The sequence below is a fragment of the Paenibacillus sp. FSL P2-0322 genome (assembly GCF_037975315.1).
In the GTDB taxonomy this organism is placed as follows: domain Bacteria; phylum Bacillota; class Bacilli; order Paenibacillales; family Paenibacillaceae; genus Paenibacillus; species Paenibacillus polymyxa_B.
Genome location: NZ_CP150243.1, coordinates 621,772 through 634,550 on the forward strand (window position 1 = coordinate 621,772; position 12,779 = coordinate 634,550).

Consider the following 12,779-nt stretch of genomic DNA (forward strand, 5'->3'; position numbering starts at 1 on the left):
TAATTCAAAAGGCTGGACGGGAGACAGATATGAATCAACCGCTTTATGGAATATGGCTCGGAGATGTGTTTTTTTGCTTTTCTGGTGAGACGTCGGAACCACGTATCGATGCGTGGAGCAGTGTAATCCGCAGGCTGACGCTAAAGGGAGACCTTCGGCCGTTTCGGCAGGCTGCGTTGCGTCTTGCTGAGGTACGGATACCGAACACTGCTCGTGTGGAAACCGCGGGCAGAGGTGGCAAAAGACGTTCCATGCTGGGGCGTACATTGGAGGGTTTGGCGCTGGAACCGCGCGAGACGATGGCACTGTTGACCCGCATGGACGAGAAGGGCTGTGCGGCATCGGGCATTACGCTGGGCGAGGAAATGCAATATTGGCAAAAAGCTGCTTATTTCGCGCTAGAGCTGATGCAGCGGGGCGAAATTGCGCCATCGCTTACAGAGGCGCGTCCATCGGGACCGCGCCGTCGTGGTCCGGAAGCGGCTGTCGGGGTGTGGATTCCTCGACTGTGTCAAGAGGAGGACATACGCCGCTTTTATGAGCTGGCTACTGCAATGCCGGCTGTTTGTATGGCGGCTCCGGCTGTTTTTGCGGGCAAGGAGCCTGAAACACGTGAGGATGCAGCAGGAATCGTGCTGTACTCCTTCTTGTGTGCGGTCATCCATGCGGAAACGACCGCGGTGCTGGCAGCCTCAGACCGTGAGCTGGGCCGATATCGCGCAGAGTATCGGCGCGGAGGATCGCCGCTGGCAGAGCTGTGGTGGAACAGTCTGCTGACAGGTTCCCGCCCGGTGGCGATTCAGGGAACGCCCGCGGAGATGGAGGAGCTGGTGCTTCAAGCGTCCTCTCTTGAGGGAAGCGCAATGCCTGTCACGGAACGGGAAGACAAAGAGCCTATAGAAGGGCAACTGCGGTTGTGCCTTCGTTTGGAGCCTTCGCTGGAAGAGAGTGTGAAGGAATGGCGCATTACCTTTTGGGCAGAAAGCGATGCTGAGCCGGGGTTGCGACTGCCTGCTCTGGCACTGTGGGCGCATCCTGAACGTGATCTGGTTCGAGGCGGAATTGTATATCGTCAAGTGCAGGCGCAACTGTTAATGAGGCTCGGACAGGCGGCTGAAGCGGCACCTATATTGCAAGAAGCGTTGAATCGTCCTTATCCCGAGGGGCTGACACTGGAGCCAGAGTTGTTCTTCCGCTTCCTGACGGAAGCCGTTCCTGCACTACAAAAGAACGGTATCACCGTGCAAATGCCTTCACGCTGGAGCCGGGAGGGCCGAAGACGTGCAGGCTTGCGGCTCAAAATGCGTTCGACAGAGCAGGGTGCCAAGCCAGATGGTGTGATTGCCGATACATCGTCTGTCGGCATTAACCGCATGATTTCGTTTGATGCCGAGGCTGTGCTGGGTGATACGATTTTGACGATGGAGGAACTGGAAAGCATCGTCGCGGCCAATTTGCCGTATGTACGTCTCGGAGGGGAATGGATCGAGGTCGATCCCAAGGAAATCCGTCAGGTGCTGCGCTTTATCAAGCGCGGGGAAAACGGTGAGATGAGCTTGTCCGAATGGATGCATCTAGCTGCAGAAAATGAAAGTGCAGGCGAGGCCTCATGGAAGGGCTTGTCCATCTTTGGCGCGGAATCCGCCGGATTGCTTGCGTCCTTGGCTGAGGGCGGCGTACTCCGTTCGGTAGAGCCACGGCCTGTGCCGGAGACGCTGCATGGCGCATTACGGCCCTATCAAGAGCGCGGCTTTCAATGGCTGGCTGCGATGCGTGGATTGGGCTTTGGCGTCTGCCTTGCGGACGACATGGGACTTGGTAAAACGATTCAGGTCATCACCTGCCTGCTCGACGGTGGCATAGGCGCAGATGATCAACGTCCGGCGTTGATCATCTGTCCGACGTCCTTGCTTGGCAACTGGCAGCGCGAGTTGAAGCGCTTTTCACCGGATTTGTCACTGTATATTCACCATGGCAACCAGCGACTCCACGGCGAGCTGTTTCAGGAAAGTGTACGTGAGTATGATATCGTCCTCACTACCTATCATTTGGCGGGCCGGGACGGCAGCGATTTATCTGCGGTATACTGGTCGTCCATCGTGTTGGATGAGGCGCAATATATAAAAAATGCACGAACAAAGCAAGCACAAAGCGTCATGAAGCTGTCTGCACCACACCGGATTGCCATGACAGGTACTCCGGTAGAAAATCGGCTGAGCGAGCTGTGGTCTATTTTTCAATTCCTGAATCCAGGTTACCTTGGTACGGCTTCTTCATTTCGCCAACGGTACAGTCTGGCGGGAGAGGAGCGGGGGTCCGCGTTGCGTGAGCTTCATCGGCTCGTCTCCCCGTTCATGCTGCGTCGTCTCAAAAGCGACCCAGATATACGCAAGGATTTGCCAGAGAAGCTGGAGTTGAAATCCTACTGTGTACTGACACCAGAGCAGGCCGGATTGTATCGGGGCGTGGTGGATCAATTATTGGGAACACTGGATGGGCAGATCGGTATGGCTCGCAAAGGGCTTGTTCTGTCTTCGCTGACCAAGTTGAAGCAGATTTGTGATCATCCGGGTTTGATCATTCCGGGTCGCGCTGATAGTGGTAAAACTGAAAACTCGGGCAAAATGGAGCGACTGCTGGAATTGGTAGAGACGATTCGCGAGAACGGCGAATCGGCGCTGATATTCACCCAATATGTGTCGATGGGAGAATTGCTGGTCTCTCGTTTGGCCAAAATCTTCGGGGAAGAGCCGTATTTTCTGCATGGAGGACTGGCGAAAACCAGACGTGATGAAATTGTTCACAACTTCCAGCAGGGAGAAGGGCCGAATATATTCGTACTTTCCCTGCGTGCAGGTGGCGTGGGTCTGAACCTGACACGTGCCAGCCATGTCATTCACTATGACCGCTGGTGGAATCCAGCAGTGGAAAACCAGGCGACGGACCGCGTATTCCGTATTGGTCAAAGCCGCAATGTACAAGTGCACAAGCTGATTTGCCAAGGTACGCTGGAGGAGCGGATCGACGAGCTGATTGAGAGCAAAAAGGCACTTTCCGAGCAGGTTGTCGGCTCCGGTGAACATTGGCTCACCGAAATGTCTGATGATGAATTGCGCGGTCTGATTGCGCTGCAAAATGATGTATGGATTGAGTGAGCAGAGAAAGGATGAAGGCGATGACGAGGCCGCGAGTGAAGCTAAAAGTAACTGACGGTCAATGGATAGCGGAATTAGACGGAAAGGGGTTGGGAGGCGAATCAACGGGTGTACCTTCCACACATGCTGTCCAATGGACTGGCCCAGCGCCTGTACTTAACCCCGAACAGCGGAAGGCATGGTTGGAGCAGCTAAAAGCAGATCCTTTGGATATCTACCATTTTTTGCAAGGGGAAACCTGTCTATCGCTGGATGAGATCGTTCAGCTAGCAGCTGAGACAGCCACTTCTAGCATGGAGGATGGCGTGGGTGTAGTCGACGATGTGAAGAAAGCTCTTCAAGCCGGTCTGGAAAGCGAGCCGCAGACCTGTCTGGAACTGATCGGAATGTCGCGGGAAGAGCTGCTGGAGTACGTATTTAGTGCTTGGGCCGGAGAGTTATCCCATGTGCAGGGGACATCCCCCGCGCTTGAGTCTACCTCACGGCCAGAGGGCGGACGTAGCGGATCGGCAGCGATTAGCGAATGGATTGCAGAGTCTGCGGCAGAAGGAGCATTGCATCGTCCCGGTGCGAGCTTTCACGCGATTGAGATTCGTCTGCCGCAGAAGCTTGCTCCTAAGAAGGAAGCGGATATTACGGCTTTGCTGCCGGGTTTACCCCGTGCGGAAGAGGCATTGAAACTCATACGTGAACGGGTAGCTGAGCGGGCCCGAGCTGCAATCCCGCAAAAACGTCATACTCCGTAACAATTCGGGTATATACTTCCTTTTTCGAGTCTATTCGCCTTCATCGAACAGGATAACGGCTTCGAAGAGTGCCAAAAGTTCAGTTACAATGGGGAAACGGAAAAGTGACGGCAAGTCATGCATCAATTGCAATATTGGAGGAGATACCAGCATGAAACGACATATACAACAGACGCGAGCATCTAAGCGCTGGACCAAAGCACTCATTCCAGGGCTGATCCTGCCAGGGCTATTACTGGCAGCCTGCCAGCAGGGAGGATCAGGTGGACAGGAAAGCGAGCCGTTGAAGTCATCTACAGCGGTACAGGAGAATGTGCAGCCTTCCGCCCAGCCGGATGCGGACAATGGCAGCACTAGCGCTGGACAAGCCTCTGCGGGTACAGAAGGCGGACAAGCCGACCCTGTGATGGCGTTGCGGAGCCAGAGTGCGCTGCAAGCCACGGTTAAGGAAGAGGATGGAACCGCGATCGTCACCAATGCGACTTCTGATACAGTCGTTGTGAACAAAAAGCGCAGCTTGCCTGTAGGCTATGTCCCCGATGATCTGGTGGAGCCGCAGGTACCATTTTCCTTCGAGGGACCGCATGAAAAACGGCATTTGCGTAAGGAAGCGGCAGAGGCACTGGAGAAGCTGTTCGACGGGGCTGAAAAAGACGGCATTGAGCTGCGTGCGGTATCGGGATACCGTTCCTATAAGCGTCAGGTATCTATTTTCAACAACAATGTAAAGACAAAGGGGCAGGAATATGCCTCTAAAGTTAGCGCTGTACCGGGTACGAGTGAGCATCAGACAGGTTTGTCCATTGATGTATCCAGCCCAAGCGTAGGTAATGTGCTGGAGCAATCCTTCGGAGCTTCCAAGGAAGGCGAATGGCTGGAAAAACATGCACCGGAATACGGATTTATTATTCGTTATATGAAGGGTAAGGAAGATGTAACCGGCTATGTGTACGAGCCTTGGCATATCCGTTATGTGGGAATAGACATTGCGGAGGATGTAGCCAAGCAGGGGATGACGCTGGAGGAATATTTCGACGAGAACAATATCAAGCTGTAGCAGCTAAAATCAAGCCGTAATCCTAGGGATTGCGGCTTTTTGTCGTGTTTTTCTTCCAAATTGAACCTTTTCAAGGTAGAATCTCGTATAGTGAACGACGACAGAAGCGCTTTGATTTGTTGCAAACCTCATGACAGAAGCGTACAGGAAGGGAAGGGAATCATCATTTATTATTCATTAACGTATCGCGAATGGTCGGAAGACACTCAAAAGGAACTGCGCAGCCTGACACGGGAATCCGTATCGGGAGATGAGCTGTTTCTACGCAAGCTTGTAGACGCTACGCGTCTCCATGACAAACTATGGTCGCATATATCGAATGAAAGTGAGGAACATACGGATCATTCCGTCTATGTGACTGAATTTACAGGGGAACGTGCAAAGCCTTACGGTGCCTCCATCACAGACCTCGTGCTTGCCAGTGAGGGAGGTTACACTTCCACATTCAGTGCAATGTACTGGATATGGCATGAACCTGCATTCCGTAGTATGGATCAGCGGGAAGGTTCAGTATTTACTTTGGAGTTGGCCCAACGACTATTAGATCACTATACAGTATTGGGTGGCAAAACATATGAATTTATATATTCGGTACTGGACCCTCAGCTGAAAAAGGTACATCTGTTTGTGAAGGAGGTCGATCTGTGATGGAGCATTCTTGGGAAAAAATGAAATCCAAGCCCGGCTCTCGTACACGGATGGCGGCCTTTGCCCTGATGTTGGCTGTCCCGGCCGCTCTGACGGGTTGCGGTGACGACGAGTATTATGACTGCGATGAGCTTCCTGTATCGGAACAAACGGCGTGTCGGGATTCAGGCAGCAGCGGGTATTACTATGGTGGATCGACATATTATAGTGGAGGTTCCTCATACCATAGTAGTCGTTCATCTTCCAGTTCTTACCGAAAAAGCTCATCCTCATCTTCCAGCTCACACAGCGGTTTTGGCAGCAGCGGCTCACGCAGCGGCTTTTTCTCTGGGGGTTAAGATGAGCATGCGTAAGATTCGGCAATTGCCTTATGAACATGATGAGCTTTTTAAGGGTGAAATCAGCCGTAGAATTCCGTATCATCGCATGTATGGTAAATCCTATTGCGTGCCAGCCTTAACGGTATATCGGGAAAGCGAGCTGGCAGAGCTTCAGACTGCTTCTGAGGCGGTACATCGTATTTATCGCAAGGTTCAGCAATTCGTCCAGCGCTATATGCCGGATGAATACCTGGTGGAACGGTTGGGGATTCATCCGGGCTTGCTGCGTGCTGCACGAATGGAGGCCGAGCCGGATGGGATAACCCGCCAGGACTGGATTGTGGGGGAAGCGGGTATCAAGTGCATAGAGAATAACACCGATACCCCAACCGGGATTCCCGAGGTGGCTTATCTTGAAGGAAAGCTGCTGGAGGTGCTGAGTAGGGATGGAATATCGGCGGATGACAATGCATTACATGGACCCTCATCTGGAATGGACGAGGCGATTCAGTCTGCCTTGACGGAGTTCATTCATTTTTATAGCAATAAGGGATTAGGAACAAAGGTGTATTTCACTTGCTATGACTGGCACATCGAGGATCAGACGAACACCAAATATATTATGCATTTATGTGGACAAGCCGGGTTTGAAGTGGTTTATGCGCCTTTGGAAGAACTGGAGATTATCCCGAATGAAGGATTGTATCACCGGGGAGAGCAGATCCACATTCTCTATCGCCTGTATCCGCTGGAATATCTAATTGATGACCGGGAGGAGGATACGGGGCTTGAGGTGGGGCAGGCGCTAATGGATATGGTGGCAGACGGGAAAATAGGATTAATCAACCCGCCGCAGCATATCATTACCCAGAGCAAAGGGTTCACCGCAACCGTGTGGTCGCTATATGAGCGCAATGAGCAGACACCAGAGTTCTGTGGTTTTCGTTTGTTTGACGATCGCGAGCTGGAGGTGATACGAACCTACCTGCTACCTACGTATTTTGAACCCTCGGTGTTTATGCAAAATAAAGAGCCTTATGTGGCCAAAGGTATATGGGGGCGGGAGGGTAAAGGGACGCACTTGATTGAACATCCTCAATCCGAAGAGATGCTGAAAGGTGCTTTGGGAGAGGTTGAACCTGCGCAGACTGACAACCCTGATCTGCTTCACCAAGCTGATGGTCCACGAACGCCTGAGCAGGAGGAAGCCGCACATATTGCCGCTTATTACGAGGGACAGCCTAAGATTTATCAGCGGCTGTGGCCGATGCAGAGCGCAGAGGTACAGACCGAGGAAGGGCTATTTCACGGCTATGTGCTGACAGGCATATTCGTGATCGGGGGGCGTTTTGCGGGTGTCCTGCCGCGAATCGGTGAAAAGGTAACAGGTGATATGGCCTATTATTGCGCCGCCGCTGTTGCCACCGTACCTCCTAATCCGCCCGTTATATAAGCTGAATTAAACAATGTACCATATTCGAACATATCTGTTATTTTCACAAGTGAGGATTTTGCAAAATCCTGAAGTATCATAAGGAGGAAGAAAATTGGACTCTCATATCAGTTTGGGCAACGCATTGGGCAATGTAGGTATCGGCCTGCTTATCCTGTTTGCCATCTTAATCGTAGGTTATTTTGTGTTCAGCTTGCTGACACGTTATAACGATAATCAAGAAATCGCACGCGGCAATGAGGCGGCAGGCATCTATATGGGTGCAAAGCTGCTAGGTCTGTGTATCATCGTGGGAATGGTGTCGTACAGCAGTCATTCATGGCTAGATATGCTAACCTGGTCGGCTGTGGGCATTGTAGTGCTGTGTCTGGTCTATGTGATTTTTGATCTGGTGACGCCGCGTACCAAAGTGTGTGAGGAAATTGCCAACGGCAATGTGGCTCTGGCACAGCTGCTGCGCTCGGTCATCGTCGGGGTGTCTTTTGTGGTAGGTACATTTTTGATGTAGTCGATATAGAGAAGGGATACAAAGGATCTGCAACACCGGACAACGGAGCTGCAGATCCTTTTTTATGGAACATTGTATTCACTGCCCGGCATCAGACTGTTGAATTGAAGGTTGTGACGATCACTTCCTGTGGGGACTATTCTACAAAGCAACGGGTGATACTGCATAGCAAAAAGGAATTTGCTACAGAGTTCAAACCAAATAGAAGAGAAGGGAATTCTGAACATATGAGTACCTCCACCTCCCCAACCAAACAAGTTCGGATGGGTATCATTGGCCTGGGTCTGATCGCTGAATATCACATGAGATCACTGCACACCATCTCGGGGGTATCTATTGTGGCCGTTAGTGATGTGAATCCCAATCGCCTTCAAGCCATCGGAGAACAATTGCAACTACCTGCTTCCAAGCGGTACGCCCATTATGAAGCATTAATCCGTGACCCAGAGGTAGATGCGATTCTGTCGCTGACACCCAATGATGTGCATTTTGACATTATTCGTATTGCGCTGGAAGAACACAAAGCTGTACTGGCAGAAAAACCATTGACTCTTACATGGGAAGAAGCGGATCAGTTGAAAAAGCTATACAAAGCGAATCCGGTGCCTTTGCTGGTTCACTATAAGCATCGCTACGGGGCGGCCTTCCAATATACCAAGCAACTGCTGGATGAGCAAAAGCTGGGTAAAATCTATAACATTCAATTTCGTTATCTAATGGATGCATTTGCGCCATATCGTCAGCATCCATATACATGGCGTCACAATTTAGCCAAGGCTGGTTCTGGAGTAGTGGGGGATACAGCCTCACATATCATTGATCTGGCCCGTTTTTTGGTGGGTGAATTTAAAAGTGTCGCAGCGCTGTTACATACCATTACACCCGAGCGGTTCGATCCGATCACGGGTCTGCCTGTAAAAGTAGATGTGGAAGATCTTGCTGCCTTTCATGGCATCGTAGGCGACAATACCGTGGGAACCTTTATCACTCATAAAAATGCCATCGGCATACGGCACGATATCGAAGTCGATATCTATGGAGAACTTGGTACGCTGCACGCCAGCCTCAATAACCCGGAAAGTATCCGCATTGTGCTGCGTGACTTGGAACACCCAGGTACCGAATACGAGACTTGGGCTGTCCCTGTAATCTATAATCATACGGCTTATGAAGATTTTGTTGAGCTGGCAAGGGGAAAATCTGTGGATCGTGCTCCCATATTCGAGGACGGCTACAAAAATCAGTGGGTACTTGAAAAAATACTGCAATCCTGGAAAGAGAATGGACGTTTAGTAGAAATGTAGGGGATGTGAGGGGAATAGCTGAAATTCCAGCAATGACAAAGAGTATAAACATGCTGTGACCCGCAAGAGGGTTCCTTTGAAGAGCAGCCATCTTGCGGTTTAGCAATTCAATATATTCTGTAAATTCATCATTTTGGCATCGCCACGCTTATATCACTTCAAATGAATCCTGCCTCAATCTTTTCAATAATGGTCAGCAAGAAGGATTCCGCTAAGCTGTTTTTCAAAATAGCTTGCTTGGCTTCCTCCAGTGTAAACCAACGTGCTTGATCTACCTCCGTACTAAGAACATCCAACTGATCGTCATTCACAATGGATACAAAATTCAGCATCAGTGTATTGCTTCGTTCAAAATACTCACTGCGCATATATTGATACTCATCGACTTGTAATCCTACTTCTTCCTTAACTTCACGCACCAATGTCTGCTCGGCGGATTCACCCTTGCTCACATAACCTGCCAATAAAATGAAGCCCTGAATATTGTACTGCTGTATGAGCAGCACCTTATCTCTCTGACTATTCAATACAGCGGTACTGATCGCAGTGCTGAATATCGGGAAACGAAAGACCTGGCATGTATGACAAAAGGGGATAGGGCCCTCACCTTCACACTCCTTCACCATCAATTTTGTTCCGCATTCATAGCAATATTTCATGTAAGCGCCACCCTTGTATCACATTTTTAAAATTGTAAATGTTGTTTTTAATGCCGTGTTTGTACTGCAATACTCATCATCTTAATCCTACGATTATTGTTCTGTCTACGGACGCTTTATTTCTTCTCTTGGTCTTTATCCCTTTTCTTGCTGCGTTTTTGCCCGTCTAGCCCCAATCAGCCGCCAGCCTGTTAACAATGCCGCCACAAGACAGATGGACGCGGACGTCATAAAGACTACATGCATGCCTGCCAGAAAAATTTCTGGATGACCCGGGACCAAGCCGGTGACCCGATAACCAGCCTCTTTACTCATAATATAAAAGAGGATCGATGTGGCCAAAGTGATCCCCACAACCATGCCGACGTTGCGAACCAGCGAATTGACACTCCCGGCTGAGCCGAGCTGTGTGCGGGGTACCGTGGACATAATCAGCGAGTTGTTCGGCGATTGGAATAAACCACTGCCAATGCCCAGCATGGCAATCCACAGACCCACGAGCGGGATGGAGCTGCCTGCATGCAGTTGGGCCAATCCAATTTGGGCAATGACCATAACGACCAGCCCGGCGAATGTAAGCAGTTCAGATCCGATTTTATCGGAAAGTGCACCGCTGAGAGGGGCCACAATAACCATCGAGATGGGGAGCAGCATCAGCAGGAACCCGGCATGAAAAGGCGACAAGTTCAGCATATTCTGCGCATAGAAAGGCGAAATGATGTTAAAGCAAAAATTAGCGACGAACACCAGAAAAGCACACAAAATACTGAGCGAAAATAACGGATTTTTGAATAGCGCGAGCTGTAACAGCGGCCCAGAACGACGAAGTTCCAACCTAATGAACATGGCAAAAGCAACTACAGCCACCACCAGCGAAGCAACGATACGTTTGTCTCCATACCCGACCTGCTGTCCCAGCAACAATCCGACGAACAAAGTGAGAATAAAAATAGCAAACACCAAGCTACCGGGAATGTCAATTTTATCTTTCACCTTGATCAAATCCTTCGGCAAAAGCTTCCAGCCAAGAAAGACAGCTACCAGCCCTACCGGTACATTGACCCAGAAAATATACTGCCAGCCCAGCGACGAGACAATAATACCGCCCAAGCTTGGCCCGGCGATACTGCCCAGAGAAACGAAGGTTCCAATGAGGCCAAGTGCTTTGCCCCGTTCATTGGACGGGAAGATATCTGTCACGATCCCCTGGCTGTTCGCCATGGTCATGGACGCTCCAAACGCCTGAATAATACGGGAAATCAGCAGCATAGAGAGCGAAGAGCTAAGACCGCACAATAGGGAGCCAAGAATGAATACGATTGTGCCGATTTTGAATATTTTGATTTTACCAACGATATCTCCAAGCTTGCCAAAAAATAAGATAGCGGTACATATCGCCATTAAATAGGCGGTTGTCACCCATTCAATCTGTGCCACGGGTAAATGTAACGTGCGAGACAACACAGGAAGAGCGATATTGACGATGCTTCCATCCAATGTGGACATAAATGTAAACAGATTCAAAACAATTAAAATCAGCCAACGTTTCTTCTGGACGTCGATATTCTCTTGATAGGTTGTAGCCGTTATAGCAGTTGAACTCATCATTACACCTCGTTATCGTTAACAATTTCTATTTAGTTGCACGCGCAACTAAATGAACGGTTCTAGTGTACAGCAAATTAGTTGCGTGTGCAACAATGTTATTGTAAACTTTGCTTTGGTCCCAACTGGGGATGTGTCATTTTTAAGCCAATGAGGTGTATTTGATGAGAAAAAAACAACCGATTGGAAAGCTAATTTCCCACCTGTACCGTCGTAATCAAAAAATATTGTCCAAAAAACTGACTCCTTACGGAATCGGCAGTGGAGGACAACACAGCTTTTTAAAGCTCATTTTGCAGCGGCCGGGCATTACACAAGAGCAGTTGACGAATGAACTTAAATTTGACAAGGCAACCACGGCACGCTCTGTGAAACAATTGGAGGAATCAGGCTACATTGAACGGAAAACAGACCCAAATGACCGCCGTTCCCATCTTTTGTCTCCTACGGCCAAGGCGCTAGAATTTTCCCCTGTCCTACAAGGAATATTGGACGAGTCCAATGTCAGCCTTGTCTACAATCTATCCGAAGAGGAAGAGGAGCTTCTTATCGATTTACTGCAAAAAATTAGTATAGACCCTGACGAATAAACAAATCAGGAGTTAGCCAGAGGATCGTGGCAGGTAAAAGAAAAAGCAGCCCTCACAGAGGATACTCTGTGAGGGCTGCTTGATGCCACGTCATTCAGTCCAAGCCAATTCCTTTGAACGCATTTATGACTAACTGTCGCACATAGGAATCGTCTAATGGATAACCGGTTACCAACAATCGATAAAAAACCGGCCCATAAATGAGATCGATACATAATTCAATATCGAGATTTTCCTTCAATTCTCCGCGCTCTATTCCGCGCTCAATAAGAAGCCTAGCCTCAAGTCGCCGAGGGTGGAAATATCGGGTCCGGTATGCCTCTGACAATCCTGAATCAAGTTGCCCTTCGCCTATTAACTCCGTAATGATTTTACCCTCTCGGCTTATTAAGAACCGCACTAAATTCGTGGCATGAATGAGAATGTCATCTAATACACAACCCGTGTCGGGCACGGGCAATCTTGCTATGGTGGCTGACAGGAAGCCATCCATCACTACTGCAGCTTTGTTAGGCCACCATTTATAAATGGTGGCTTTGCTAACTTTCGCTCGCTCAGCAATTTTTTCTACCGTAACCGCCCCAAAGCCTTGCTCCAACAGTAGATCATAGGAAGCGTTAAGGATAGATTTTTGCGTCTCGACATTACGTGGACGTCCTCTTTTGCTCTGCACTGGAATGCTCACCTTCTTAACGGATATAAGTAAACGCGAAAAATAAACTATACGTTCAGTA

Annotated in this window: 12 protein-coding genes; 9 read left to right on the forward strand and 3 right to left on the reverse strand. The window is 49.6% G+C overall.

Annotated elements, in window-relative coordinates:
- Positions 1-29 precede the first annotated feature (29 nt).
- From MKY24_RS02845 to MKY24_RS02880, 8 genes are all read left to right on the forward strand, one after another.
- A complete protein-coding gene (locus tag MKY24_RS02845) occupies positions 30-3,155 on the forward strand; it encodes a DEAD/DEAH box helicase (RefSeq protein ID WP_254348746.1) in 3,126 nt (1,041 codons plus the stop codon).
- 20 nt (positions 3,156-3,175) lie between these two features.
- Positions 3,176-3,901, forward strand: coding sequence for a phosphoribosylglycinamide synthetase (locus MKY24_RS02850; protein ID WP_339201385.1), 726 nt, complete (start codon positions 3,176-3,178; stop codon positions 3,899-3,901).
- Positions 3,902-4,052: 151 nt separating this feature from the next.
- Complete coding sequence (locus MKY24_RS02855; protein WP_076295416.1) at positions 4,053-4,958, forward strand: M15 family metallopeptidase; 906 nt, start codon at positions 4,053-4,055, stop codon at positions 4,956-4,958.
- Positions 4,959-5,048: 90 nt separating this feature from the next.
- Entirely contained in the window at positions 5,049-5,606 is a 558-nt protein-coding gene (locus MKY24_RS02860; RefSeq protein ID WP_226887799.1) for a hypothetical protein, read from the forward strand.
- A complete protein-coding gene (locus MKY24_RS02865; RefSeq protein WP_023986799.1) occupies positions 5,606-5,944 on the forward strand; it encodes a hypothetical protein in 339 nt (112 codons plus the stop codon). Before MKY24_RS02860 ends, MKY24_RS02865 begins: the two co-directional genes overlap by 1 nt.
- Before the next feature lies 1 nt (position 5,945).
- Positions 5,946-7,379 carry a glutathionylspermidine synthase family protein gene (locus tag MKY24_RS02870; protein ID WP_076295415.1) on the forward strand — a complete coding sequence of 478 codons (1,434 nt, stop codon included), beginning with the start codon at positions 5,946-5,948 and terminating at the stop codon, positions 7,377-7,379.
- A 94-nt stretch (positions 7,380-7,473) separates the two neighbouring features.
- Entirely contained in the window at positions 7,474-7,887 is a 414-nt protein-coding gene (locus MKY24_RS02875) for a DUF350 domain-containing protein (RefSeq protein ID WP_023986801.1), read from the forward strand.
- A 227-nt stretch (positions 7,888-8,114) separates the two neighbouring features.
- The gene (locus MKY24_RS02880; protein ID WP_071559383.1) at positions 8,115-9,191 is read left to right on the forward strand and encodes a Gfo/Idh/MocA family oxidoreductase; all 1,077 of its coding nucleotides are present in this window, start codon (positions 8,115-8,117) and stop codon (positions 9,189-9,191) included.
- Positions 9,192-9,349: 158 nt separating this feature from the next.
- On the opposite strand, the gene MKY24_RS02885 is transcribed toward MKY24_RS02880, so the two are convergent.
- Entirely contained in the window at positions 9,350-9,850 is a 501-nt protein-coding gene (locus tag MKY24_RS02885; RefSeq protein WP_071559382.1) for an NUDIX domain-containing protein, read from the reverse strand.
- Positions 9,851-9,985: 135 nt separating this feature from the next.
- Complete coding sequence (locus MKY24_RS02890) at positions 9,986-11,455, reverse strand: MFS transporter (protein WP_071559381.1); 1,470 nt, start codon at positions 11,453-11,455, stop codon at positions 9,986-9,988.
- A 164-nt stretch (positions 11,456-11,619) separates the two neighbouring features.
- On the opposite strand from MKY24_RS02890, the gene MKY24_RS02895 reads away from it, so the two are divergent.
- Positions 11,620-12,045, forward strand: a complete 426-nt coding sequence (locus MKY24_RS02895) for a MarR family transcriptional regulator (RefSeq protein ID WP_023986805.1) — start codon at positions 11,620-11,622, stop codon at positions 12,043-12,045.
- 94 nt (positions 12,046-12,139) lie between these two features.
- Here MKY24_RS02895 and MKY24_RS02900 read toward each other — a convergent pair whose 3' ends face one another.
- Positions 12,140-12,718 (reverse strand): TetR/AcrR family transcriptional regulator, encoded by a 579-nt coding sequence (locus MKY24_RS02900; RefSeq protein WP_028541135.1) that lies wholly within the window; start codon positions 12,716-12,718, stop codon positions 12,140-12,142.
- Positions 12,719-12,779 lie beyond the last annotated feature (61 nt).